Annotated in this window: 28 protein-coding genes and 1 riboswitch; of the genes, 13 read left to right on the top strand and 15 right to left on the bottom strand. The window is 66.2% G+C overall.

All coding sequences use genetic code 11. The features are described from left to right. Positions 1–26: 26 nt before the first annotated feature. The 6 genes from eda (at position 27) to RT655_RS01260 (ending at position 2484) form a co-directional block, all read left to right on the top strand. Positions 27–611 carry a bifunctional 4-hydroxy-2-oxoglutarate aldolase/2-dehydro-3-deoxy-phosphogluconate aldolase gene (gene eda / locus RT655_RS01285; RefSeq protein WP_313536870.1) on the top strand — a complete coding sequence of 195 codons (585 nt, stop codon included), beginning with the start codon at positions 27–29 and terminating at the stop codon, positions 609–611. A 120-nt stretch (positions 612–731) separates the two neighbouring features. After that, the gene (locus tag RT655_RS01280; protein ID WP_093295321.1) at positions 732–938 is read left to right on the top strand and encodes a ParD-like family protein; all 207 of its coding nucleotides are present in this window, start codon (positions 732–734) and stop codon (positions 936–938) included. 1 nt (position 939) lies between these two features. Further along, positions 940–1707 carry a type I methionyl aminopeptidase gene (map, locus tag RT655_RS01275; protein WP_313534574.1) on the top strand — a complete coding sequence of 256 codons (768 nt, stop codon included), beginning with the start codon at positions 940–942 and terminating at the stop codon, positions 1705–1707. Between the two features lie 130 nt (positions 1708–1837). Next, entirely contained in the window at positions 1838–1999 is a 162-nt protein-coding gene (locus RT655_RS01270) for a hypothetical protein (protein WP_313534573.1), read from the top strand. Continuing rightward, positions 1999–2295, top strand: a complete 297-nt coding sequence (locus tag RT655_RS01265) for a hypothetical protein (protein WP_313534572.1) — start codon at positions 1999–2001, stop codon at positions 2293–2295. Before RT655_RS01270 ends, RT655_RS01265 begins: the two co-directional genes overlap by 1 nt. A 9-nt stretch (positions 2296–2304) precedes the next feature. Next, complete coding sequence (locus tag RT655_RS01260; RefSeq protein ID WP_010543827.1) at positions 2305–2484, top strand: hypothetical protein; 180 nt, start codon at positions 2305–2307, stop codon at positions 2482–2484. 15 nt (positions 2485–2499) lie between these two features. Here the strand turns inward: RT655_RS01260 and RT655_RS01255 are convergent, their stop codons facing one another. Next, positions 2500–3183: a PEPxxWA-CTERM sorting domain-containing protein gene (locus RT655_RS01255; protein WP_313534571.1), complete on the bottom strand. Its 684-nt coding sequence runs from the start codon at positions 3181–3183 to the stop codon at positions 2500–2502. A gap of 135 nt (positions 3184–3318) precedes the next feature. Continuing rightward, positions 3319–3780 (bottom strand): YaiI/YqxD family protein, encoded by a 462-nt coding sequence (locus RT655_RS01250; protein ID WP_313536869.1) that lies wholly within the window; start codon positions 3778–3780, stop codon positions 3319–3321. 124 nt (positions 3781–3904) lie between these two features. Between RT655_RS01250 and RT655_RS01245 the strand changes: the two genes are divergently transcribed. Next, positions 3905–4351, top strand: a complete 447-nt coding sequence (locus RT655_RS01245; protein ID WP_313534570.1) for a hypothetical protein — start codon at positions 3905–3907, stop codon at positions 4349–4351. A 36-nt stretch (positions 4352–4387) separates the two neighbouring features. Here the strand turns inward: RT655_RS01245 and RT655_RS01240 are convergent, their stop codons facing one another. The 9 genes from RT655_RS01240 to fabD all read right to left on the bottom strand — a co-directional run bounded on the left by RT655_RS01240 (position 4388) and on the right by fabD (position 14870). Further along, positions 4388–5962, bottom strand: a complete 1575-nt coding sequence (locus tag RT655_RS01240) for an alginate export family protein (protein WP_313534569.1) — start codon at positions 5960–5962, stop codon at positions 4388–4390. Positions 5963–6117: 155 nt separating this feature from the next. Beyond that, complete coding sequence (locus RT655_RS01235) at positions 6118–7899, bottom strand: methyl-accepting chemotaxis protein (RefSeq protein WP_313534568.1); 1782 nt, start codon at positions 7897–7899, stop codon at positions 6118–6120. A gap of 266 nt (positions 7900–8165) precedes the next feature. Continuing rightward, complete coding sequence (locus RT655_RS01230; RefSeq protein ID WP_313534567.1) at positions 8166–9770, bottom strand: S10 family serine carboxypeptidase-like protein; 1605 nt, start codon at positions 9768–9770, stop codon at positions 8166–8168. Positions 9771–9847: 77 nt separating this feature from the next. Next, positions 9848–10864, bottom strand: a complete 1017-nt coding sequence (gene mltG, locus RT655_RS01225; RefSeq protein ID WP_313534566.1) for an endolytic transglycosylase MltG — start codon at positions 10862–10864, stop codon at positions 9848–9850. 4 nt (positions 10865–10868) lie between these two features. Then, a complete protein-coding gene (fabF, locus tag RT655_RS01220) occupies positions 10869–12128 on the bottom strand; it encodes a beta-ketoacyl-ACP synthase II (RefSeq protein ID WP_313534565.1) in 1260 nt (419 codons plus the stop codon). A gap of 135 nt (positions 12129–12263) precedes the next feature. Beyond that, the gene (locus tag RT655_RS01215; protein ID WP_010543822.1) at positions 12264–12512 is read right to left on the bottom strand and encodes an acyl carrier protein; all 249 of its coding nucleotides are present in this window, start codon (positions 12510–12512) and stop codon (positions 12264–12266) included. Positions 12513–12613: 101 nt separating this feature from the next. Beyond that, a complete protein-coding gene (locus tag RT655_RS01210) occupies positions 12614–13147 on the bottom strand; it encodes a hypothetical protein (protein ID WP_313534563.1) in 534 nt (177 codons plus the stop codon). Between the two features lie 33 nt (positions 13148–13180). Continuing rightward, positions 13181–13921, bottom strand: a complete 741-nt coding sequence (fabG, locus tag RT655_RS01205; protein ID WP_313534561.1) for a 3-oxoacyl-[acyl-carrier-protein] reductase — start codon at positions 13919–13921, stop codon at positions 13181–13183. 13 nt (positions 13922–13934) lie between these two features. Then, positions 13935–14870, bottom strand: coding sequence for an ACP S-malonyltransferase (fabD, locus tag RT655_RS01200; RefSeq protein WP_313534560.1), 936 nt, complete (start codon positions 14868–14870; stop codon positions 13935–13937). A 288-nt stretch (positions 14871–15158) separates the two neighbouring features. Between fabD and RT655_RS01195 the strand changes: the two genes are divergently transcribed. The 5 genes from RT655_RS01195 (at position 15159) to RT655_RS01175 (ending at position 19217) form a co-directional block, all read left to right on the top strand. Further along, a complete protein-coding gene (locus tag RT655_RS01195) occupies positions 15159–15746 on the top strand; it encodes a PEPxxWA-CTERM sorting domain-containing protein (RefSeq protein WP_313534559.1) in 588 nt (195 codons plus the stop codon). Positions 15747–15895: 149 nt separating this feature from the next. Beyond that, positions 15896–16270 carry a 30S ribosomal protein S6 gene (gene rpsF, locus RT655_RS01190; RefSeq protein WP_066716733.1) on the top strand — a complete coding sequence of 125 codons (375 nt, stop codon included), beginning with the start codon at positions 15896–15898 and terminating at the stop codon, positions 16268–16270. 14 nt (positions 16271–16284) lie between these two features. Next, on the top strand, positions 16285–16509 hold the full coding sequence (gene rpsR, locus RT655_RS01185) for a 30S ribosomal protein S18 (RefSeq protein WP_010543816.1): 225 nt from the start codon (positions 16285–16287) through the stop codon (positions 16507–16509). A gap of 11 nt (positions 16510–16520) precedes the next feature. Then, positions 16521–17114, top strand: a complete 594-nt coding sequence (gene rplI / locus RT655_RS01180; RefSeq protein ID WP_313534556.1) for a 50S ribosomal protein L9 — start codon at positions 16521–16523, stop codon at positions 17112–17114. 204 nt (positions 17115–17318) lie between these two features. Then, a complete protein-coding gene (locus tag RT655_RS01175) occupies positions 17319–19217 on the top strand; it encodes a potassium transporter Kup (RefSeq protein ID WP_409530227.1) in 1899 nt (632 codons plus the stop codon). 60 nt (positions 19218–19277) lie between these two features. Here the strand turns inward: RT655_RS01175 and RT655_RS01170 are convergent, their stop codons facing one another. The 4 genes from RT655_RS01170 to RT655_RS01155 form a co-directional block, all read right to left on the bottom strand. Then, positions 19278–20789 carry a SulP family inorganic anion transporter gene (locus tag RT655_RS01170; RefSeq protein WP_313534555.1) on the bottom strand — a complete coding sequence of 504 codons (1512 nt, stop codon included), beginning with the start codon at positions 20787–20789 and terminating at the stop codon, positions 19278–19280. Further along, on the bottom strand, positions 20786–21481 hold the full coding sequence (locus RT655_RS01165) for a carbonic anhydrase (RefSeq protein ID WP_313534553.1): 696 nt from the start codon (positions 21479–21481) through the stop codon (positions 20786–20788). The genes RT655_RS01170 and RT655_RS01165 overlap by 4 nt, the downstream gene beginning before the upstream one ends. Positions 21482–21582: 101 nt before the next feature. Beyond that, on the bottom strand, positions 21583–22908 hold the full coding sequence (locus tag RT655_RS01160; protein ID WP_313534552.1) for an ATP-binding protein: 1326 nt from the start codon (positions 22906–22908) through the stop codon (positions 21583–21585). Continuing rightward, positions 22905–23636 (bottom strand): response regulator transcription factor, encoded by a 732-nt coding sequence (locus tag RT655_RS01155; RefSeq protein WP_313534550.1) that lies wholly within the window; start codon positions 23634–23636, stop codon positions 22905–22907. The genes RT655_RS01160 and RT655_RS01155 overlap by 4 nt, the downstream gene beginning before the upstream one ends. Before the next feature lie 187 nt (positions 23637–23823). On the opposite strand from RT655_RS01155, the gene RT655_RS01150 reads away from it, so the two are divergent. Continuing rightward, positions 23824–24219, top strand: a complete 396-nt coding sequence (locus RT655_RS01150) for a hypothetical protein (protein WP_313534547.1) — start codon at positions 23824–23826, stop codon at positions 24217–24219. A gap of 57 nt (positions 24220–24276) precedes the next feature. Continuing rightward, a riboswitch (cobalamin riboswitch) is annotated at positions 24277–24476 on the top strand. The last annotated feature ends 76 nt before the right edge of the window (positions 24477–24552 follow it).

The following is a 24552-nucleotide window of genomic DNA, read 5'->3' as shown; positions in this document are numbered from 1 at the left end:
AACCCCGCCTTTCGATCGAAGCCATCATGCGTACCGCGCCGGTCATCCCGGTGCTGGTGATCGACGACGCCGCCAAGGCGCGCCCGCTTGCCGAGGCGCTGGTCAAGGGCGGCCTGCGCGTGCTCGAAGTGACGATGCGCACCCCCGCTGCGCTCGAAGCGATCCGCGAGATGAAGAAGGTCCCCGGTGCCATCGTCGGCGCGGGCACCGTCGTGAACACGCAGCAGTTCGAGCAGGTCATGCAGGAGGATGCCGAGTTCATCGTCTCCCCCGGCCTGACCGACCGCCTCGGTGACGCAATCGTGAAGAGCGGCGTGCCCTATCTGCCGGGCATCGCCAATGCCGGCGACATCATGCGCGGCATGGATCTCGGCCTCAGCCACTTCAAGTTCTTCCCCGCCGAAACCTCGGGCGGCCTCAAGGCGCTCAAGGCGCTCGCCGCGCCCTTCTACCAGGCGAAGTTCTGCCCGACCGGCGGCGTCAGCCTGGCGAGCGCGCCCGAGTGGCTGGCGTTCGATCCGGTGCTCTGCGTCGGCGGCAGCTGGATCACCAGCGGTTCGCTGGACGAGGTGGAAGCCAAGGCGCGCGAAGCCGCCGCCCTGCCGCGGTGATTCCTACTTCTTAGCCCCTCCCCTCCTCCAAGGAGGAGGGGCTAAGGAACGCTGCACCCTTGCCCTCCACTAATATACGAACCATATACGCTCCATAGTCCCACCCATAGCGGAGCACCCATGGGCATCGTGAAAATCGCCGACGACCTGCACGAGGAGGCGCGCCGCGCCAGCGCGGTGATGTGCCGCTCGATCAACGCCCAGGCCGAATATTGGATGAAGATCGGCATGCTCGCCGAGGCGAACCCTACCCTGCCCTTCAACGAGATCGTCCGCCGCCAGCTGGCCGAGGCGCAGGTTGGCGCCGCCGCGCTCGAGGCCGCCTGAGATGGTCAAGACCCCGCAGGAACTCGACCTGATGCGCGAGGCCGGCCGGCTGCTGGCCCAGGTGTTCGAGATGCTCGACCGCACGCCGCTCGCCGGCATGTCGACGCTGGAGATCGACACGCTGGTCGAGCGCTACATCACCGAGGATCTCGCCGCCCGCCCCGCCAGCAAGGGGCAATATGGCTATGGCTTCGTGCTCAATTGCTCGATCAACCATGTCGTCTGCCACGGCGTGCCCGATGCCGCGACGATCGTGCAGGACGGCGACATCATCAACCTCGACATCACGCTGGAAAAGAACGGCTTCATCGCCGATTCGAGCAAGACCTACATGGTCGGCGAAGTCTCGCCCCACGCGCGCAGCCTGGTGAAGGTGACGCAGGAGGCGATGTGGAAGGGCATCGCCCAGGTCCGCCCGGGTGCGACGCTGGGCGATATCGGCGCCGCGATTGAGCGCCACGCCAAGCAGCACGGCTATGCCGTGGTGCGCGACTATTGCGGGCACGGCATCGGCCGCGAGATGCACGAGGAACCCTCGGTCCTCCATTTCGGCCGCCCCGGCACCGGCATGACACTGCGCGAGGGCATGACCTTCACGATCGAGCCGATGCTCAACCAGGGCACGCGCAAGGTCACCACGCTCGACGATGGCTGGACGGTGGTGACCAACGATCGCAAGCTCTCAGCCCAGTTCGAGCATACCGTGGCGGTGACCGCCACCGGCGTCGAGATACTCACGCTGCGCGAAGGCGAACGCCTCCCCGTCTGACCCATATCCGGCCGCGGCGCTTGCGAAACGACCGGCGCATCCCCATCTCATAGGTATCGCCGGCTTCCCTCCCGTAAGCGCCGGCGGCTGGGTCCGTCATGTTCTCGCTTGCACAGCACAGGATATGCCGATGGACCTCGCCTATCTTCTTTCCCGCTACCAGAACGCCCTGACCCGCGCCGGCACCGCCGCCTGCGTCGCCTCGCGTGCATCGCACCGGGCACTTGCCGCGGCCTATGCCCAACGGATCCGCGCCTACCGCCTTGCCAACGCCATGGCGGAAGCCGCCTGATGGGTGCGATCACCAAGGTCGCGGTCGGCGCGACCTCCGACGAGCTCGATCGCAAGCGCTTCCGCGGCACCGCCAAGACCAAGCTGGCGCCCGAGGTCATCGCGCGCCAGTCGCGAGTCGCGCTGCTCGCCTTCCAGTCGCTGCCAGATCGCGAGACCGCGCTGCTGTTTCTCAACAGCGAGGACGCGGCACTCGGCGGTCGGCCGATCGACGTGGCCAGCGCAAGCGAGGCGGGCGTGGACCGCGTCGCTGCGATGTTGCGCGAGCGCATGGCCCCCGCCGCCAAGATCGACTAAGCCCGCGTCATGGCCGAACGCTTCGAACGACACCGCCAGCCCTGGCGCCCCGACGAGCTGCAAAAGCTCCACACCCTCGCCAAGAAGGGCATGCCGCTGCGCGCCATCGCCAAGGCGCTGACCCGCAGCGAGGAATCGGTGAAGGAACGCGCCAAGCTCGACGGGCTGTCGATCGCCAAGCTGCACTGAGCAGCCGGCGTCCGATCAGGCGTAGCGGACCGTGGTCCGCCGCCGGCGTACGCGCAACGCCCCACCCATCACACCGACGCCGCCGAGCAGCATCGCCCACGCCGCCGGCTCGGGCACCGCGCTGGCGGTCAGGCGCGCGCCGACGGTGAAGGGACCGGCACTGTAATAGGCCGCGTTGATCGCATCGACACCCGCCTGGTTCAGGTCGATCGTATAGCCCGCGGCCGCGCCGTTCACCGTGATCCTGCCCAGCACGGTCCCCGCGCCGAGATCGTCGAAGATCCCCTCGGCTCCATTATATTGCTGCAGCCCGACGATCGAACTGGTGACGTCGTACAGCGTCAGCTCGAGCGGCCGGGCCGTCGCATTGCCATAGCCGCCGGCAAGCGCGTTGCCGATGGTCAGCGACGCACTGGTCACCGGACCCGTCGGGAAGAAGCTGAAGAAGGAGCGATACTCCGTCGTCGAGCCCGAGCTGGTCAGGCTACCGGTGAAGTAGTTGGTCCACGCGTTATAGTGCGTGCCGTTGCTGTCGAACCAGCCGGTCTGAAAGGCATTGATGCTACTGGCGCCGTTCACCGTGAGCTTGACGGAGCCGCTGGGCGAATTGTTGAAGAGATAGAAGTCCGCCGCCAGGGCGGGCGTGCCGCACATGGTGGCGAGCATCAAGGCTGCGCCCGACAAAACCCGACTCTTCATCGCAAGACCTCCCCGGAATGCATCCCCATGCATCGATAGTTAACGGTGGAGTATCCCAAACCGCCGCGGAGTCAAGACGAGCAGTTCCGCCACTGTCCAGCAATTGATCAACATCTTAGCCGCCAATAGTGCAGCTCATCCGGCAGCGGCGCGCTTCACCTGCACCAGCGCACTATCCAGCGCCGAGAGAAAGCGCGAGCGATCCTCCTTGGCGAAGGGCGGCGGGCCGCCGATGCGGTCACCACCGGCGCGCAGATCGGCCATGATCGCGCGCACCGCCACCGCGCTGCCGATCGAGCTGGTGGTGAAGGGCTTGCCATTGGGCGCCAGCACCGCCGCCGCGCCGACCTTTAGGCAGCGATCGGCGAGCAGGATGTCCGCGGTGATCACCACCGAACCGGCATCGGTGCGCTCGGCGATCCAGTCGTCGGCGGCGTCGAAGCCATCGCTCACCACCACGCGGGTAACCAGCGGGTGCTGGGGAATGCGGAGGTGGGCGTTGCTCACGATCGTCACCGGCACCTCCATCCGCCAGGCGACCTTGTAGATCTCTTCCTTCACGGGGCAGGCATCCGCATCGACGAGGATATGAGGCATGATCGACATGGCCCTCCTCTGCCACAGTCGTCCACGAAACGCGAAATCCACAGTGGGTGCAAAAAGAACAAATCAGAAACGAATCGCTTTCCTACAGATGCGATCCGTGCCTATCCTCGCATCTATGCAGCTCGAAGACGACGATCCCTTCGATTTCACGCCGGTCGCCACCAGCCCCCGCGCCGATGGCTGGAGCGCCGAGCGCCAGCGTGCCTTCATCGCCGAGCTCGCCACCCATGGCGGTGTCGCCGCGGCGGCGCGCGCGGTGGGAATGACCCCGCAGAGCGCGCGGCGACTGCGGACCCGCCCCGATGCCGCGGGCTTTGGCCGCGCCTGGGATGCGGCGGTCGATCAAGGTCGGGTGATGGCGCTGGATCTGGCGCTACAGATCGCGCGTGAGGGGCGGCTGGTACCGATCACGCGGCGGGGCAAGGTCGTCGGGCATCGCCGCCGCTTCGACAGCCGGCTGATGTTCGCCGCCTGCTATGGCGAGCCGATGCAGCGCTACGACCGCGAAGCGCGGGCGGCGCTGGAACCAGCCCCGCCCGTGCCGCGGCCGGGATCGCGTTGATGTCGCTTTCCCGGAACTTTCGGAACTTTCGCCGGCTCAGAACCGAACGCTGACCCAGCCGGCAAGGAAATGCGATCCCTTGGATCCCACCGCCTTGAGCACCGCGCCGGGCTCGAAATATTCGTAGCGGCCGATCACGGAGACGCGCGGAGTCACCTTCCACGTCGCCTGCAGCCGCGCGGCGTCGCCGACATGCGCGCCCTGGATCAGCTGGGTGCCCGCATAGGCGGTACCGGCGCCGCGGTAGACCGCGTCCTTCTGGTCGACACGCAGGCTGTGCTGCAGCTCGACGGTGAGGTCGAGCGACTTGCTCGGCGACAGGGTAAAGTTGGGCGAGACCTGGAACAGGTTGGTCAGGTTGAGTACCAGCTGGTAGCTATAGGCGATCGAGCCGGCGGTGATGGTGCGGGTATTGTGGATCGTGCCGCCGCCAAAGGCGCCGCCGCCGCTGCCATAGTCGAAATGGATGCCAGGCTTGGGCTTCAGGCCCTTGCTGCTCAGCCCATAGGTCTGCGCCGCCTGCAGGAACCAGGCGTCGATCGGCCGGCCGGCAAAGTCGCCACCCTGGTGATTGACCAGCCAGTCGAAAGTCAGCCTGTCCACGCTGCCCCACAGACGGGCGCCGTAATAATGACGGACTTCGACGCCGGTGGCCCTGCCCCATTTCAGCGTGTCGTTGCGCTCGCGCCAGAAGAACGGATCGAAGAAGATCTTGCGCTTGGGCTGGTTGGCCAGGACGACGCCGAAGGTGACGCCCGAGAAGCGGGTACCTTCGTCGATCCGGTCGTCGCCGCTGCCGCCAAGGCCCAGCGTGGTCTGCTTGAAATCGAACACATCGGCACGGAACTGCGCGAAAGACAGCCAGGCACGGCCGCCATTGAGCTCGGTATGGATCGAATTGTCGTCCTTCACCGAGATCAGCCCCGGCGCGCCATCGGTGAACTCCTGCCGGCCGTAACGCACGCCGGCGTTGACGCCGCGCGCGAGCGGGCCGCTCAGCTCGACGAAATATTGCTGCGCGAACAGGTCGTTGCGCGACTTGGCTGCGGGCGTGCCGAGATTGTGGCCGGCCAGCCCGCCATGGGCGAGCTCACCATAGGCACGCAACGGACCGACATGCACATCGGCACCGGCGAAGATGCGGAACAGCTGTTCCTGGCGATGGTCGCCGGCGAGCAGCCCCGGCTGCGATACCATTTGCTCGCGCAGTCGCATCTCGCCCGAGAGGGTCACATAGGCGAACCCGTCGCCGGCGAGCGGCAGATATTTCAGCCGATCGAGCGGATCGTCGCGCTTCTTGGGGTTGCGCATGCCACGCCAATCCTCGGCCCAGCGCGAGGTGTTGTAGCCGCCCAGTTTGATGCCGAAGCCGTCGGCCTGCGCGGGATAGGTGATCGTGGCGGGCGACGAGGGCGCGCGCGGCGTCACCGCCTCGGCGGGCGGCGTGGAGGGCTGCGGGGGCACGCTCTGCTGCAACCCGTCCTGGGACCGCTGAGCAATCACCAGCAGCGCGGCGGGTTCGATCCGCTCCTGGGTCTGCGCCGAGACCGGGGAGGTGGACAGCGACAGGCTGACGGCGAGCAGGGGCAGCAACAATCGGGTACGCGACATGAGGTTGGTCCGTTCTGGGCAAGACGCCGCCATCGCCTCGCCCCTGTCCCTGTGGACGAGGCAATGCTGCGCCTTGGGGGGGCGGCGGGCCGCCCTCCGGAATTAGGTTTTGCGGAGGGGCGAGCGGTGCCGTTGCGTCACCGCTCGCCGGGCGCTCAGAAGCTCGCCCACTCCTCGGCGCCAGCCATCGCCGGCACCGCACGGGGGGCGGCTGCGGGTGCCGAACGCGGCGCGGCGGATGCCGAGCCGGCCGGGGCGCGCGCGGGCGATCCGTTGTCGATCTTGAACCGCGCCGCTTGGCGGGTCAGCCCGCTGACCTCGCCGGCCAGGTTGCGGGCGGCGGCCGAAGTCTGCTCCACCATCGCCGCGTTCTGCTGGGTCGAATGGTCCATCACGCCAACGGCCGTGGCAATCTCGCTGATCGCCGAGGACTGGGCGCGGTTGTCGATGGCGACGACCTCGATGAACTCGTGGACCTGGCTGACGCTGGTGGTGATGTTGGCCAGCGCGGCATCGACCTTCTTCACCGAATCTACCGCCACGCCGATATCGGCCTGGGTGGTGGTGAGCTGTTCGCGGGCGCGCCGCGCTTCCTCTTCGGCGCGCATCGCCAGTGCCGAGACGAGATCGGCGACGACGGCGAAGCCACGGCCCGCCTCCCCTGCCCGGCCCGCCTCGACGGCGGCGTTCATCGCGAGCACGCGGGTCTGGAAGGCAATCTTGTCGAGGCCCTCGATGACATTGTCGATGCCGCGCGCGCTTTCGGAGACGCGGTCCATCGCCGCGGTGGCATCGGTGGCGGTGGTGCGGCCGGAGTCGACGATGCCGATCGCTTCCTGGGTGAAGCCCACCGTCTTGTCGGCGGCGTCGGCGCTCGACTTGAGGCGATCGTTCATCTGCTGGAGCGCGGCCGAGGTCTGCTCCAGGCTGGCGGCGTTGCTTTCGGTGCGGCGGGCAAGATCGTCCGAGGCGGCCGAGATTTCGGTCGAGCCGGTCTCGATGCTGCGCGAGGCCTCGGACAGCACGCTGATCAGCTCGCGGAGGTTCTCCAGCGCGGTGTTGAAATTGTCGCGCAGCGTGCCGTATGCCGGCGGCACCGTGGTGGTGATCGCGCTGGTCAGGTCGCCTTCGGACATGGCGTGGAGCTTCTCCGAAAGCAGCTGGACGATCGCCTGCTGGTCGGCATCCGACGCGGCCTTGGCGGCCTCGGCAAGCACCTTGGCCTCGGCGTTCTGGCGGAAGACCTCGAGCGCACCGGCCATGGCGCCGATCTCGTCCTTGCGGCCCGAGCCGGGGATCGCCGCGGCGGTGTCGCCACCGGCAAGGCTGCGCATGCGGCCGGTGATCGCGCCGAGCGGCAGCGTAATCGAGCGGCTGACGAAGAGGACGGCGGCGACCAGCACCAGGACGATGACGAGCGCGGCCATGGCAAGCTTGATCTCGGCGTCATGCACCGCGGCCTGAATTTCCTCGTCGAACACGCCGGTGGCGACCACCCAGCCCCAGGGCTTGAACGCGCGGACATAGGAGATCTTGGACTTGACGTCTTTCCCGTCAGGCATCTGATATTCGTACGAGACGAAGCCTGCGCCCTGCTCGGTGGCGACCTTCACCATCTCGCGGAAATGATAGGTGCCCCCGGCATCCTTGCTGTCAAAGGTCGACTTGCCGACCTTTTCGGGCTTCACCGGGTGCATCACCATCATGTGGTTGGTGTCGAGAATGAAGAAATAGTCGCTTTCACCGAAGCGCATCGAGCCGACCACCTTCTGGGCCGCGGCCTGCGCGTCCGCCTGGCTCATCCGGCCGGCGCGCTGCTCGGCTTCGTAGAAGTCCAGCTGGCTATAGGCGATGTCGACCGCCTGCTTGGTGCGCGCCTGGAAGCTTTTGGTCAGCGAGCTGTTGAGCTGATTGATCGACAGAAGAATGACCAGCACCAGGCCGACCAGGGATCCTGCACCGATGATAAATAGTCGTTTACCAATGCTGATATCATTCAAGAAACGCACTATAGCCTCCGGATACATCCATTCCGGATAGTTATAGGACGCGGAAGCAGGCGCATTTTCGTTTCATATGACTTATTTCGCCCTCGCAGCAAAACGAATCGAAACGTTTCCAGTCTTTAATGATATTCGAAGTGGAGGCTACGGGATTATGCGGAGGCGGAGGCACGCCGAGTGGCATGCCTCCGGTGTAGGGGTCAGTTCTGCGCCGCCTTGGCGCCGGGCCGGGCCGGCGGCCGGCTTGACGTGGCGGCGCGAAGCGCCTCGTCATACCATGCGGAAAGGTCGCGATGCATCTGCGGCATGGTCTGGGGGTTCAGATAGACCATGTGGCCGGCATCGTAATAGGTGAAGCGGATATTCTTCTGCAGCTGCGGATCGAGCAGCATGTGGCTGACGTCGAACTCCGCACCGTAGAATGGCGTGGCGAAGTCGTAATAGCCGTTGATGAAGAGGACCTTCAGATACGGGTTGGTACGCATCGTATAGGCCAGATCGGCCGCGCTGTTGGGGGCGAGATGGGTGCCGCTGCCGTCGGGTGCGCGATGCTTCCAGTCCCAGTCAAAGCCGGGGCCGCGCGCGGTCATCCGATAGGGCATGTCGGTCTTGTAGCCGAGCACCCGCGTCGCATAGTCCTGGAAGGTGGCGACGAAGGCGCCGGTGACCGCGGTCGAGGCCGGATCGTCGCTCGGGCTGTCGGCATTGGCGTCGGTCATGTTGAGCAGATAGCGCGAGTCCAGACGGCCGACGGCAAGGCGACGGTCGCGCAGCAACTCGGTCTGGAAGCGCGGTAGGGTGAGCCGCAAATCGGCGCGCAGGATATAAGCCTCGCTGATGCCGGTATATTCCGACATCTTCCGAGCCACCGTCGCCTTCTCCTCGGTCGAGATGGTCGAGCCCTTGGCGAGCGCCGCGGCATAGGGCCCGCTGGTAAAGGCGCGCACCTCGGCGAGGAACGTCGGCAGGTCGGCCGGGCGGTTCTGGAGCCGGTTATGGTACCAAGCGGTCGCCGCCATGGTCGGGAAAAGCGTCAGGAAATTCTGGTCGTAGCCGGGCTGGCGGACACCGTAGTTCATGATCGTCGAGAACTGGACCATGCCATTGAGGCTCAGCCCCGCCTCCTCCAGCTTTGCCGCAACCACGGGATTGCGCAGCGTGCCATAGCTCTCGCCGAACAGGAACTTTGGCGAAGGCCAGCGATCGAACTTGCTGGTGTAGCGCAGGATGGCGCGGGCGAAGCCGTCGGCATCCTGGTCGACGCCCCAGAAATCCTTGCCGGTCTTCTCCCCCAGCGGCCGCGACCAGCCGGCGCCGAGCGCATCGATGAAGACGAGGTCGCTCTTGTCGATCAGCGAGTCCGGATTGGGACCGAAGCCATAGGGCGCCGGACGGATATATTCGGGATTGGCGGTGGTGACGCGGACCGGCGCGAAGCTGCCCATGTGCAGCCAGATCGTCGGCGATCCCGGGCCGCCATTGTAGAAGAACGTCACCGGCCGCTGCGCGCGCGCCGCGCCGTCGCGGACATAGGCAGTGTAGAAATAGGAGGCGGTGGGCTTGCCGTCATCGTCGCGGATGGTGAGCGTGCCCGCAGTGGCGGTATAGGCGATCCGCTGACCGCCGACGGTGACGGCGCCGTGGCTGACGGCGGCGGTCTCGTCCACCGGAGGCTTGGCCCAAGCGGCTTCCGCCTCCACCTTCATCTGCTCGCGATGGTCCGGAACCTTGGCCGCCGGCTTTTCCTGCGCCCATGCCGGACTGGTGGTGGCGAGCAACAAGCACAGAAGAGCAGCACGACGCATTCAAATCCCCCATATTCTTCGATCAGGGAGACTTTGTTACATGGCTGCGCTAGCGAGACAAGCGCGCGAAGTGGAGGTTACATTTCCCCGCGCGCTCGGCGAATGGCATACCATTTCGCCACATTCGCCTGATGCTGGGCATAGGTCTCGGCGAAGACATGGCCGCCTGTACCATCGGCGACGAAGTACAGCGCCTTGGATTGCGCCGGATGCAACACCGCGTCGATCGATGCACGTCCCGGATTGGCGATCGGCCCCTCGGGCAGGCCGTTCATCGCATAGGTGTTGTAGCCGTTCTTCGCGCGCAGCTCGGACTGGAGGATGCGGCGGCCGAGCGGCTTGCCCTTGGTGATCGGATAGATGATCGTCGGATCCGCTTGGAGCGGCATGCCCGCCTTCAGCCGGTTCGCATAGACTGCCGCCACCGTGGTGCGCTCGGTGGGCTTGCCGGTTTCCTTCTCGACGATCGAGGCGAGGATGATCGCCTCACGGGGCGTGGTCACCACAAGCCCCTTGTCACGTCCGGCCCAGGCCTTGGCGAGATAGGCGGTCATTGCCTTCTGCATGCGCAGCAGTACCACCGCCCGCGCTTCGTCGCGGACATAGGCATAGCTGTCGGGCAGCACCGAGCCCTCTTCGGGCGTCTTCGCTGTGCCGGTGAGCGCGGGCGCCTTGGCCAGTGCGTCGGCGACGAGGATCGACGGCATCCCCTCGGGCACCGTCACCAGCCGCTGCAGCGTCTTGCCGTTCTGGAGCATCTCCAGAATCTGCCGTGCGCTGGTACGCGGGGCGATGCGATATTCGCCCGCGCGGATGGTGCCGGTCCCGCCGAACGCCTTGGCAAAGGTCAGGAAGATCGGGCGCGACGTGATCGCGCCGGCCTTTTCCAGCTCCCGCGCCGCCCGCGAAAGCGTCGCGCCTTCGGGCACGACGACGCTCAACTCCTGCGTCGCCGGACCTGGCCCTGCCCAAAGGAACCAGCCGCCGGCAAAGGCTGCAACCAGCAGCAGCGCGGCGACGAGAAGAACGCGCGGCCCCCGGCTCCTGCGCGCGGGCGCACGCCTGGCGGATCGGGGTCGCGCGTTCTTCGCCATCGGATCAGAGCGCCTTCATCACCAGGCTGGCATTGGTACCGCCGAAGCCGAACGAATTGTTCAGCACGGCCTTCACCTTCCGCTCCTTGGCAACGTGCGGCACCAGATCGATGCCGACGCAATTGTCGCTCGGATTGTCGAGGTTGAGCGTCGGCGGCACGATCTGGTCGCGCAGCGCAAGGATGCAGAAGATGCTCTCCACCGCGCCGGCGCCGCCCAGAAGGTGGCCGATCGCCGATTTTGTCGAGCTCATCGACAGGTCGCCGATCGCATCGCCGAACAGGCGGCGCACCGCGCCCAGCTCGAGCTCGTCGCCCAGCGGCGTCGAGGTGCCGTGCGCGTTGATATAGCCGATGTCGGCAAGCGACAGGCCCGACTTGCGGACCGCCATCTGCATCGATCGGAACGCGCCCGAGCCTTCGGGGTGCGGCGCGGTCACGTGATAGGCATCGCCCGACAGGCCGTAGCCCACCACTTCGGCGTAGATCTTCGCGCCGCGGCGCTTGGCGTGCTCATATTCCTCGAGCACGACCACACCGGCGCCTTCGCCCATGACAAAGCCGTCGCGGTCCTTGTCCCAAGGACGGCTGGCCTTGGCGGGATCGTCGCGGAAGCCGGTGGAGAGCGCCCGTGCCTGGCCGAAGCCGGCAATGCCGATCGGGCAGATCGTGCTTTCCGCACCACCGGCGAGCATGATGTCGGCATCGTCCATCGCGATCATCCGCGCGGCGTCGCCGATCGAGTGGGCGCCGGTCGAACAGGCGGTGACCACCGCATGGTTCGGACCCATCAGACCGTATTTGATCGAGACCTGGCCCGAGATCAGGTTGATCAGGCGGCCATGGACGAAGTGCGGCGATACGCGCTTCGGGCCCTTTTCGTGGAGCACAAGCGATTCGCTCTCGATGCCCGGCAGGCCGCCGATGCCAGAGCCGATCGAGCAGCCCGCGCGGAAGCGCATCTCTTCGGGCATGTCGAGCAGGCCGGCATCCTCGATCGCCTGGCCCGCGGCATCGATGCCGAAGACGATGAACGGATCGACCTGACGCTGAATCTTGTGATCGACGCGCTTGCCGGCATCGAAGCCATATGCATGATCGGCCGGCTTCACTTCGCAGGCATAGTTGCTCTGGAAATCCGTCGCGTCGAACTTGGTGATCGTGCCCGCGCCGGACTTGCTGGCGAGGATGTTCTTCCAGGCGGTTTCGACATCGGCCCCCAGCGGGGTGACGAGGCCCAGGCCGGTCACGACTACGCGGCGCATGGCAGTTCTCCAGTCAATTTCTGTTCGGTTCTAGCTTAATACAAAACGGCTCCCCGTCCGCATCGCCAAAGGCACGGGACGGGAAGCCGCCTAGTCGCAATGCCTGCCCATCGGGCGGGGAGCGCGTTTCGAGCGTCAGCCCTGCTGGTGCTCGGAGATGTAGGCAACGGCGTCGCCGACGGTGCTGATCTTCTCCGCGGCGTCGTCCGGGATCTCGACCCCGAACTCTTCCTCGAAGGCCATCACCAGCTCGACGATATCGAGGCTGTCCGCGCCGAGGTCATCGGTGAAGCTCGCGGTCGGCACCACGTCCTTGGCGTCGACGCCGAGATGGTCGACAACGAGCGCCTGCACGCGGGTGGTGATCTCTTCCTGGTTGGCCATGGTCCCTGTTTTCCTTTGTGATGGGGCTCTGAATCCGTTTTCCCGCACCTAGAATGCCGCCGGGGCGGTTGCAAGAGGGTGCCGCAAGGCGCCCGCGCTCGTCAGCGGGAAAAGTCGGCTGAAGCATATTCCAGCGTGTTGAGAAACGCAAAATATTGCGCAAGCAGTTCCGCATTGGCGCGGGTCTGTTGTGCTTCATCGGTAACCGCGGCGCGGATCAGGTCCTGCGTCGCCTTCGGCGTCAAGGGCGCGCGGCGCACCTCTTCCGGTAATGCGGTGAACTGCTGGTCGAGGGCGGCGGGATCGAAGCCCTTCGCCTGCACGACCCGCTTCGCCACGGGCAAGCCCACTTCCGCCAGCGCATACACGCCCGAAGCCGTTGCGGCTGCGCCGCTCCAGCCACGCTCATTGGCGCAAGCGGTGGTGGCATCATTCAGCCCGCGGGTGACCGCGGGGGAATAGCGCGGCCGCTGCCCGGGCATGCCGAGATTGCGCTCGACATCGGCAGCCAGTTGCGCCTTCACCGCTGCGTCGAGCTTTTGCCCGACGCAGGTGATCGAGGTCGGATCCGCCGGGGCCGCAAAGGCCGGGGTTGCGGTAGCGAGCGCAATTGCTGCAGCGAAAACAAGACGCATGTTCATCCTACTCCACGACCCCCGGCTTCAAGATCAGAGCATCGCCATGCCGCCGTTCACGTGCAAGGTCTGCCCCGTGACATAGGACGCTTCCTCACTCGCGAGATAGACGACCGCCGCGCCGATATCCTCGCCCTCGCCCAGCTTTCCGGCAGGAATGCGGCCGAGCAGCGCCTCTTTTTGCGCATCGGGCAGAACGTCGGTCATTGCCGACCGGATGAAGCCCGGCGCGACACAGTTGACGGTGATGTTGCGGCTGGCGAGTTCCTGCGCCAGCGCCTTGGACATGCCGACCAGGCCGGCCTTGGAGGCGGCATAGTTGGCCTGGCCCGGATTGCCGGTGGCACCGACGACCGACGTGATCGAGACCATGCGACCGAACCGCGCCTTCATCATCGGCTTGGCGGCGGCGCGCATCAGGCGGAACGCGGCTTCCAGATTGACCTGGATCACCTGCTCCCACTCCTCGTCCTTCATCCGCATGGCGAGATTGTCGCGGGTGACGCCGGCATTGTTGACGAGGATGTCGAGCTTGCCGCCCAGCGCTTCCACCGCCTGCGGGACGAGCGCATCGACCGCGGCGCGATCGGAGAGGTTGCAGGTCAGCGCGACATGCTCGCCGCCCAGGCTCGCGCGGAAGGCTTCCAGCTTGTCGGCATTGGAGCCCGACACGGCGAGCTTGGCGCCCTGCGCCGTCAGTGCCTTGGCGATCGCCGATCCGATACCCCCCGAAGCGCCCGTGACGAGCGCGGTCATTCCCGTAAGATCGAACATTTCCCGTATCTCCTCAGAGCGCCTTCACGAGCGCTTCAATGTCATCCATCGTCACGACGCTGGTCATGGTCGCATCGGGGGTGATGCGCTTGACCATGCCGCCAAGCACCTTGCCGCCCAGTTCCACGAAATCGTGCACGCCCGTGTCGAACATCCCCAAAACCGATTCGCGCCAGCGGACCATGCCGGTCACCTGCTCAATGAGCAGCGTGCGGATCGTCGCCGGGTCCGCGACCGGAGCAGCAGTCACATTGGCATAGACCGGCACCAGCGGCGCCTGGATCGCCACCTCGGCGAGCGCGGCGGCCATCGCGTCGGCGGCGGGCTGCATCAATGGGCAGTGGAACGGTGCGGAGACGGGCAGTAGCAGCGCGCGCTTGGCGCCGTGGTCCTTGGCGATCGCGACCGCCCGCTCGATCGCGGCGCGCACGCCCGAGATCACCACTTGGGTCGGATCATTGTCGTTGGCGACGGTGCACACCTCGCCCTCGGCCGCGGCATCCGCGATCGCTTGCGCCTTGACGAGATCCGCACCGAGCAGCGCCGCCATCGCCCCCTCGCCCACCGGCACCGCCGACTGCATCGCATCGCCGCGCTTGCGCAGCAGCGTCGCCGTCGTGGAAAGGTCCAGCGCGCCCGCGGCGCACAGCGCGGTATATTCGCCGAGCGAGTGGCCCGCGACGAAATCGGCCTTCTCGGCCAGGCGGATGCCGCCTTCCTTCTCGAGCACGCGCAGCACCGCGATGGCATTGGCCATGATCGCCGGCTGGGCGTTGGCGGTGAGCGTCAGGTCGCTCTCGGGCCCCTCGCTCATCAGCTTGAAGAGATGCTGGCCCAGCGCGTCGTCGACTTCCTGGAACACTTCGCGCGCGGCGGGGCTTGCTTCGGCCAGGGCCTTGCCCATGCCGACGGCCTGGCTGCCCTGACCGGGGAAAAGAAACGCGCGCATAACTCTGTCTCCTGCGGAAGCGCCGTGAATGGGCGAGCGCGTTACGGCGAGACATGGGCCGGACGCAAGCCTGCCGCTCCCCGCCGGTCGCGACAAAGGCGATGGCGGTCGCTTTTGACCGAACACGTCGATGGCGATATGCGAGCCGGCCGCGGGGCTGTAACGATCTGGGGCACATGGCCGTTTTTGGCACGATTAACCGAACTTGTTACCGTTGTTGCGGTTTCGTGCGAGCCGTACCGTCCTCCCAAGTTCTTTGATGTAGTAGCGGGAGGATATAGGATGAAGATGAAGACGGTTCTGGCCGGCGCGGCCTCGCTGATCGCCGCAACACCCTGCGCGGCAAATGCCTCGATCATCGTTCTAGGGAAGTGTGGCTCGGTCGCATCGTCGAGCGGCTGCCTGTTCTTGGGCAACATCAACGGCAACGACAACGTCTTCAATCCGAACAGCCATAAGCAGGCCGAGCTCGTCTACAACGTCTACAACAATTTCGTGCCCAGCGCCCGCCCGAACATCACACTCAACTATCTGTTCGACACGAGCAGCACCTCGGGGCTGATCACCGGCGCCGGCACCGCGTCGGGCACCTGGTCGACGCCGGGTTATGCGATCGACTATATGGCGGTGAAGGCTGGCAGCTATTTCTCGCTCTACAAGGTCGCCGATCTGAGCAGCGGCAGCTGGAACACGATGGACATCCCGCACGGCAAGAATGCCAAGGACTTGTCGCACATCGTCTTCTTCGGCTCCGCGGCGGTGGCCGGGGTGCCCGAGCCGGCAACCTGGGGCATGATGATCGCCGGCGTCGGGATGGCAGGTGGCGCGCTGCGCCGCCGCCGCGCCCGCCAGCAGCTGCGCGTCGCCACCGCGTGATTGCGCTTGCATCCGCTCCCGCATTTGCGTAAGGGCGACCGATCGGAGCGGAGCAGCAATGCGTCCGCTCCGTTTGCTTTATCGAGACGACAGCCGGAGGGGCGACCGCATGGGGCGGCGTCAGCGATCGGCCAACAGGAAGAGAACCTATGGCTCTGTACGAGCATGTGTTCCTTGCGCGCCAGGATCTGGCACAGGCGCAAGTGGACGCGCTGGCGGAAACCGCCACCAAGATCATCGAAGACAACAACGGCAAGGTCGTCAAGACTGAAACCTGGGGTCTTCGCAGCCTCGCCTACCGCATCGCAAAGAACCGCAAGGCGCATTACGTGATGCTCGAAATCGACGCGCCGGCCGGCGTGGTCGCCGAGCTGGAGCGCCAGACGCAGATCAACGAAGACGTGATCCGCTACATGACCGTCAAGGTGGACGGCCATGAGGCAGGTCCCTCCGTAATGATGCGCAAGGGCGACCGCGAGCGTCGCGGCCGTCGCGACCGCGATGGCAATTTCGAAGGCGAATAAGGAGCGTATAGACCATGGCACGACCCTTTTTCCGCCGCCGCAAGAGCTGCCCGTTCTCCGCGAAGGACGCCCCCCGGATCGACTATAAGGACGTCCGGCTGCTGCAGGGCTTCGTCTCCGAGCGCGGCAAGATCGTCCCCTCGCGCATCACCTCGGTGAGCGCGAAGAAGCAGCGTGAGCTGGCCCAGGCCATCAAGCGCGCGCGTCACCTGGGCCTGCTGCCCTACATCGTTAAGTAAGGAGCGGATCCATGGATGTCATTCTGCTGGAGCGCGTCGAGAAGCTCGGCCACATCGGCGACGTGGTGAAGGTGAAGGACGGCTTTGCCCGTAACTTCCTTCTGCCGCGCAAGAAGGCGCTGCGCGCCAACGAAGCCAACCGCAAGGTCTTCGAAGCCAACCGTGAGCGCATCGAGTCCGAGAACGCGAGCCGTCGCGTCGAGGCCGAGCAGGAATCGAAGACGCTCGAGGGCGTTTCGGTGACCCTGATCCGCCAGGCGTCGAACGTCGGCCAGCTGTACGGCTCGGTCGCGGTGCGCGACCTGGTCGACGTGCTGACCGCGGACGGCCACAAGGTCAACAAGGCGCAGATCGTGCTCGACCGTCCGATCAAGGCGATCGGCGTGTACGAAGTCCGCGTTGCGCTGCACCCGGAAGTCGCGGTGACCATCAAGGTCAACGTCGCACGCTCGCCGGAAGAAGCCGAGATGCAGGCGCAGGGCGTCGACGTCATGTCGGCGATGTTCGAGCGCGAAGAAACCGGCTTCACCGAGGATTACGATCCCAACGCAGAGCCGGGCGAGATCGCGACCGAAGCCCCCGCCGCGGAAGACGCGCAGGGCTGAGTCTGGCGACTCGATCCACGAGGCAAGGGGCCGTACCGAGCGATCGGTGCGGCCCTTTCCTTTTGGGGCATGCGCGAAACACGCCACACCTGTCCTGAAATCCGCCGGAAAGATTGTCGGCTGCCACTCGAAGCCACTGGTGCGGCAAAATCCGCAGGCGTACCGCGTGGCACCCCGAATCGGTCGGGGCACGGAGACCTGCAAGTGGCGCAGCAAGCGAGCGACGGGCCTGATCCCGCGCATCCGCATCAGGAAAAATTCGGCGCGCTGGCGATTGGCGCGATCGGCGTGGTGTTCGGCGACATCGGAACGTCGCCGCTCTATTCGCTCAAGGAAAGTTTCATCGGCCACCACAAGCTGGCGCTGGATCCGGCGCACATCTATGGGGTGCTGTCGCTGATCTTCTGGACGATGACTTCGATCGTCACGATCAAGTACGTCGCGCTGATCCTGCGTGCCGACAACAAGGGCGAAGGCGGCAGCCTCGCGCTGCTCGCGCTGATCACCCGCAAGATGGCCGATACGCGCTGGCGCGTCGCGATCACGATGACGGGGGTGATTGCCACCGCGTTGTTCTATGGCGACGCGATCATCACCCCTGCCATCTCGGTGCTGTCGGCAGTCGAGGGCCTGACGACGGTGCAGGCGGGGTTCACTCCTCTCGTGTTGCCGGTAACGGTGGCGATCCTCATCGCGCTGTTCGCCATCCAGTCGCGCGGAACGGCGGCCGTGGGCAAGCTGTTCGGGCCGGTGATGCTGGTCTATTTCGCGGTGATCGCGGTGCTTGGAATCCGCGGCATCCTCGCCGCGCCCGAGATCCTGTGGGCGCTCAACCCCTGGTATGCGGTCAAGTTCTTCCTGCTCGACCCCGGCCTCGCCTTCCTGGCACTGGGCTCGGTGGTACTGGCAGTGACCGGCGCCGAGGCGCTTTATGCGGACATGGGCCATTTCGGCCGCCGCGCGATCATGGTGTCCTGGCTCTACATCGCCTTCCCATGCCTGATGCTCAACTATCTGGGCCAGTCGGCGTCGATCCTGCGCAATCCGGCGATGATCGAGAACCCGTTCTTCCTGATGGCACCGGACTGGGCCCGCCTGCCGCTTGTCCTCCTCGCCACCATGGCGACGGTGATCGCGAGCCAAGCAGTGATCTCGGGCGCCTTCTCGGTGTCGCAGCAGGCGGTACAGCTCGGCTTCCTGCCGCGGCTGCGCATTCTCCACACCAGTGCCAAGGCGGCGGGGCAGATCTATGTGCCCCTGGTCAACTGGGGCCTGTTGGTGATGGTGGTGCTGCTGGCGCTCGGCTTCCGCAACTCGAGCAATCTCGCCTCGGCCTATGGCATCGCGGTGACCGGAACGATGTTCATCACTGCCTGCATGCTCGGCGTGCTCACCTTTGCGGTGTGGAAATGGAACAAGCTGCTTGCCGGCTTCGTCACCGGCGTCTTCCTGCTGATCGACGGCGCCTATTTCGCGTCGAACATCACCAAGATCCCCGATGGCGGCTGGTTCCCGCTGCTGGTGGCGGCGGTGGCGTTCCTGCTGCTGACCACCTGGTCGCGCGGTCGGCGCCTCGTGCTGGACCGGCTGCAGGAAGGCGCGATGCCGATCGCGCTGTTCATCCGTTCGGCGGCGCAGACCGCGACGCGGGTGAAGGGCACTGCGGTGTTCCTCACCTCCACGCCGGACAGCATCCCGCCGGCGCTGCTCCACAATCTGAAACACAACAAGGTGCTGCACGAGCGGATCGTGTTGCTCACCGTCGCGATCGAGCCGGTGCCCCATGTGCGCGGCGCGGAGGCGACCACGATGGACCCGCTGGGCGACGGCTTCTTCCGCGTCGTGCTCCATTATGGTTTCATGGACGAGGTGGACGTGCCGATGGCGCTCGCCGCCATCCAGGAGTGCGGCGCGCCGTTCCGGCCGATGGAGACCAGCTACTTCCTCGCCCGGCAGACACTGCTGCCCTCGTCGCGTCCCGGCATGGCGATCTGGCGCGAGAAGCTATTCGCCTGGATGGTGCGCAATGCCGAAAGCGCGATGGAGTTCTTCAAGCTCCCCACCAACCGCGTGGTCGAACTCGGCAGCCAGCTGGAAATCTGAACAAAAAAATGGGGCGGCTTCCACAAGGAAGCCGCCCCAGGTCTTCGGGGTGTGCTTCTGTCAGCCGGCGAGGACGGCGGTCTTGCCGCTGGCGCCCTGCACGTCGACCGGCGAACCGCCCGCGCGGCGGCGCTGCAGCCAGTCCTTGAGCAGTTCGGCGCAGCTATGGTCGACCGCGTCGAGCCGCGACACGTCAAGCAGCACCGACGTGCCGCCCGGCACCGATTCCAGCCGATCCGAAAGCTTGGGCAGCGTGATGAACGTCGCCGAACCCGCCAGCGCGATACGGTGTTCGCCCGCTTCCTCCTGCTGATCGACCTTGAGGCCGAGGCGACGGAGGTTGGGCACCAGTTCGAGCAGCGAGAGCGCGATGCCGACCAGCACGCCGGTCAAAAGGTCCTGCGTGACGACGAGCGCGCAGGTCACCGCCCAGATCGCCGCAGGCAGCACGCCGTACTGCGCGAAGAGGTGGCGGACATGCTTGAGGTTGACCAGCTTGGCGCCGGTCACCACCAGCACCGCACCCAGCGCCGCCATCGGGATCTCGCGCAGCAGCCAGGGCAGCAGCGCCACGAAGCCCAGGATCCACGCGCCGTGCAGGATCGCGGAAAGTCGCGTCTGCGCGCCCGCCTGGACGTTGGCCGAGCTGCGAACGATCACGCCGGTCATCGGCAGCGCGCCAGCGAAGCCGCACAGCAGATTGCCGATGCCCTGTGCGCGCAGTTCCTTGTTGTAGTTGGTGCGCACGCCGTCATGCATGCGATCGACCGCGGCGGCCGATAGCAGCGTCTCGGCGCTGGCGATAAAGGCAAGCGCGATCGCGGCGGTGATGACGCTCGGGTCCATCCACTTGGCGAAGAAACCGTTCTCCGGCAGCGCGATCGCCGAGAGGATATTCGACGGCACGGCCACGCGCGTGACGTCGAGCCCGAGGCTGAACGCCACCAAGGTCGCCGCAACCACGCCGACCAGCGCACCGGGGACGAGCTTGACCGCGGCCGGTTTGAACTTGTCCCAGCCGAGCATCGTCGCGATGGTCAGCAGGCCCAGCCCCAGCGCCATTTCGGCGGCGGCGAGATCGGCGGAGAGACCGAGCACGCGGCCCGGCATCGCCGCAAGATTGGCGAGGCCATTGGAAAGCGGCTTGGCGTCGAACAGCACGTGATATTGGCCGACCACGATCAGGATGCCGATGCCCGCGAGCATGCCGTGCACCACCGCCGGCGAGATCGCGCGGAACCAGCCGCCGACGCGCAGCACGCCGGCGATAACCTGGATGGCGCCGGCGAGGATCAGGATCGGCCCGAGCGCTGACAGGCCCTGCTCGCGCACCAGTTCGAACACAATGACGGCCAGGCCCGCCGCCGGGCCGCTCACCTGGAGCGGCGATCCGGCGAACAGACCCACGACCAGGCCACCGATGATGCCGGTGACCAGGCCTTTCTCGGGCGGCACGCCCGAGGCGATGGCGATGCCCATGCAGAGCGGCATCGCCACGAGGAACACGACGATCGACGCCGTGAAGTCGCGCACGAAGCTCTTGGGCTTCGGTGCTTCGGCGACGGTGCTCATTCCGCGGCCTCGGCGAGCGCGACGTCGCGCGCCAGCCGCTGGCCGGCCGGCAGCGCCACCGGCATCGGGCGATCCTCGCGGATCGGCACGAAGCGGCCGCTCTCGCCGTCGAGACCCAGCACCATGCCGGCGCCGATATCGACGAACCAGCCGTGCAGCGCGATCTCGCCGCGTGCGATGCCCGCCGCGACCGACGGGTGGGTGCGCAGATGGGCAAGCTGGACCACGACATTCTCAAGCGCGGCGGTGCGGACCGCATCGGCGCCTTCCAGATTGTCATAACCGCCGTCGACGACGCACTTGGCGGCGTGGCTGTGACGCAGCCATGCGGTGACGTTCGGCATGCCTTCCAGCATTTCCGGGTTCATCAGCGCCTTCATCGCGCCGCAGTCCGAATGGCCGCAGACGATGATGTCACGGACGCCCAGCGCCGCCACGGCGTACTCGACCGTCGAAGACACGCCGCCATTCTGGGTGGCGAAGGGCGGCACGATGTTACCGGCGTTGCGGCAGACGAACAGGTCGCCCGGATTTGCTTGGATGATCTGCTCGGGCACGACACGCGAGTCGGCGCAGGAGATCATCAGCGCCTTCGGGCTCTGCCCGTGGGTGGCGAGCTGGGAATAGAGGGCGTGCTGGTTCGGGAAGACCTGCTTCTCGAAATCGACGACGCGTCCGATCACTTCGTTCACGGCTTGCTCCTGTAACAGACCCGCGGCGCGGGCATCTCTTCAGGATCGCAAACTACCGGTCGCCATTTGCTGCATCGCGGCGCGTTCGTAAGAAAACGTTGCTAAGCCGTTGGACCGTCGCGCGGCAGGAGGATTTCGGCGCAGAGCCCCCCGCCTTCGCGATTGGCAAGGCGGAAGCTGCCGCCCTCGGCTTCGGCCGCGCGTGCGACGATCGACAGGCCAAGCCCGAAGCCCACGGTATCGCGCGAGCGCGCCGCATCGAGGCGAACAAAGGGTTGCATTACCCGCTGGAGATCTTCCTCGGGGATGCCGGGCCCCTGGTCTTCGACCCGGATCGCAATCGCGCCGTCGACCGGCACCAGCCGGATGCAGCATTGGCCGGCATAATGGACCGCATTGTCGACCAGATTGTTCAGCGCTCGCTTGAGCATCATCGGTCGCAGGACATGCTCGAAATGATCGGGCCCGTCATATTCGACGTCGCGACCGTGATCGGCATTGTCGTCGGCGATCGTCGCGCACAGCACCGCAAGATCGACCCGCGCCGCCGTCTCCTTGTCACCCTCGCCGCCCAGAAAGGCGAGCAGCGAGGCGATCATCGCCTCCATCTCGGTGATGTCGGTCTCGACCGCCGCATGCACGTCCGGATCGGCGATCGCATCGGCGCGCAACCGCAGCCGAGCGAGCGGCGTGCGCATGTCGTGACCGACCGCAGCAAGCGCCTGCGTGCGATCCGCGATCAGCCGCTGGATGCGCTCCTGCATCCGATTGAACGCGCCGATCACGCGGCGCAGTTCCTTGGGACCCGCCTCCTCGACTTTAAGAATGCCGCCGGTGCCAAAGCGATCGGCCGCCACCGCCAGCCGCCGCATCGGCAGCAGCATCCGCCGGAGCAGAATGCCGCTGATCAGGATCAGCGCCAGCGCCGGTGCCAGTGCGAGCAGGATCCGCGAGAGGCCCAGGTCGGCCGCGTGGACATGCTCGCGCGTGCGGAAATACATCCAGCTGCCATCCGGCATCGGCACCGCGCCGACGATCAGCGCCTTGCTGCCCTGCGAAGTCAGCCGCAGCCGCAGTCCGTTCGACGCGAGCGTCGGCTCCCACAGCACCACCTGCTCGTACAGGCGGTCAAGGTCGGGCTGCTCGCGCAGGCCGTTGGGCAGTTGCGGCATCCACCGCACCTCATAGCGCGAGGTGGTGAACTCGAGCGCAAGCTTCTCCCGCCGGACAGGCGGCTGCTCGGCAAGCAGCTTGCGCGCGATCACCAGATGCTCGGCGAGGCGCCGCGCCTCGTCGTCGCGCACCGCGAACTGGCTGGCGCGTTCGTACAGCAGGGTCGAAACGGCGAATTCGATCAGGATGGTCAGCAGCAGGATCGCGAAGACCTGCCCGATCAGCCCGGAGGGACGCTTCAGAAACGCCCTCAACTGCGCGTCACGGGCACGTTGAGCGTATAGCCGATGCCGCGCACCGTCACGATCGGCGCCTGATGGCCCGCATCGGAAAGCTTGCGCCGCAGCCGGCTGACCAGCACGTCGATGCTGCGATCGGAGCTGTCGCCCAGCCGCGTGCGCGACAATTCGATCAGCCGCTCGCGCGAGATCACACGGCCCGAATGGTCGCACAGGGTGACGAGCAGGTCGAACTCGGCGCCGGTCAGATCGACCACCGCGCCTGTCGGCGACAGCAGTTCGCGGCGCGGCAGATTCACCGTCCAGCCGTCGAACTGGATCTCGCCCTTGGGACGTTCGGCGGTGTCGCGCTCGCCCGCACCGCGGCGAAGCACCGCGCGAACGCGGGCCACCAGTTCGCGGGTACCGAACGGTTTGGGGAGATAATCGTCGGCACCCAGCTCAAGCCCGACGACGCGATCGGTTTCGCTCCCCTTGGCCGAGATGAAGATGATTGGCACCGAGCTTTTCTGGCGGATCGCGCGACACAGATCGATGCCGCTGGTGCCCGGAAGCATCACGTCGAGCAGGACGAGGTCCACCGGACCCTGCTCCAGCGCCAGCCACATCTCCGGCGCGGACGAGGCGGGGCGCACCGTATAGCCGTTTTCCTGGAGCGCGCGCGCGGTCAGCGTGCGCAGCTGGGGATCGTCCTCGACCAGCACGATCGTGGGAAGGCTTAGCGGGGGTTCACCTGCATACATCGCGCAAAACCTAGGGGCGGCGATCGGGAGGGTCAACGTTGCACCGCTGCAATGCGGTGTGACGCGGATCACGGATGACGCGCTCGCGGAGACGTAGAAGCCCGCATATTGTGGGGGAATTTTCATGCAGATGCCGCGTCTCAGCCGTTCCGTCCTGCCAGGTCGCCCGCGCGCGAATCGGGGCACATTGGCTGCATTCCAGCTCGACGACATGAAAGATGGCTTTTCCGCCAGCCCCGGTGATCCGGCCCTGGGCCCTCGCCATCTGCTCGCAGCGCTCGACGGCCTTTCCGCAGCGGTGATCGACGCGACCGGCAGCTGGGCGTTCCTCACTGCCGAACGGATCCAGCTGATCGACGCAGCGCACAAGCTGGCCTGGCTACTGGTCCGCGTGAATCGCAGCGAAACGATGGTCGCGCGCGCCGCGGATCTTACCGGCACTACGCGCGCGATTCTCGCGGCCACCTACCAGCTTCGTTCGGTCCAGGAACTGGGCGAAGGTGCCGACGCGATCCCGCCGCTGTTCGACCTGATCGTGCGCATCGACCAGCTGTTGCCGCGCACCGCCCAGCTCTACCAATAAGCATCTACGGCGCTGGCATATCGCCGGCAGCGCGGCTAGAGCGTCCCGCGAAGGTTCTACCTTCGAACCCATGCCGGTGCCCGCTTGCGGGCGAGAAGGGAATGCGGTGCGGGCGCCTCGGCGCCCAAGGCCGCAGCTGCCCCTGCAACTGTATGCGGCGAGCGGCCGGGCAATGGCCATTGGGAGCGATCCCGAGAAGGCGCCCGAACCGCGGTGACCCGTAAGCCAGGAGACCTGCCGCCACGGGGTCGCTCACGCCGGGTCCAGGGTGCGGCCAAGGCCCGGAATCCTCCGTTCGAGCGACGAGAAGCTGCCGGGCGCGCGATCGTGCGT

It is taken from the genome of Sphingomonas sp. (genome assembly GCF_032114135.1).
Classification (GTDB): Bacteria; Pseudomonadota; Alphaproteobacteria; order Sphingomonadales; family Sphingomonadaceae; genus Sphingomonas.
The sequence above is the reverse complement of the archived record's forward strand: the minus strand, read 5'-3'. Positions and strand labels throughout refer to the sequence as shown.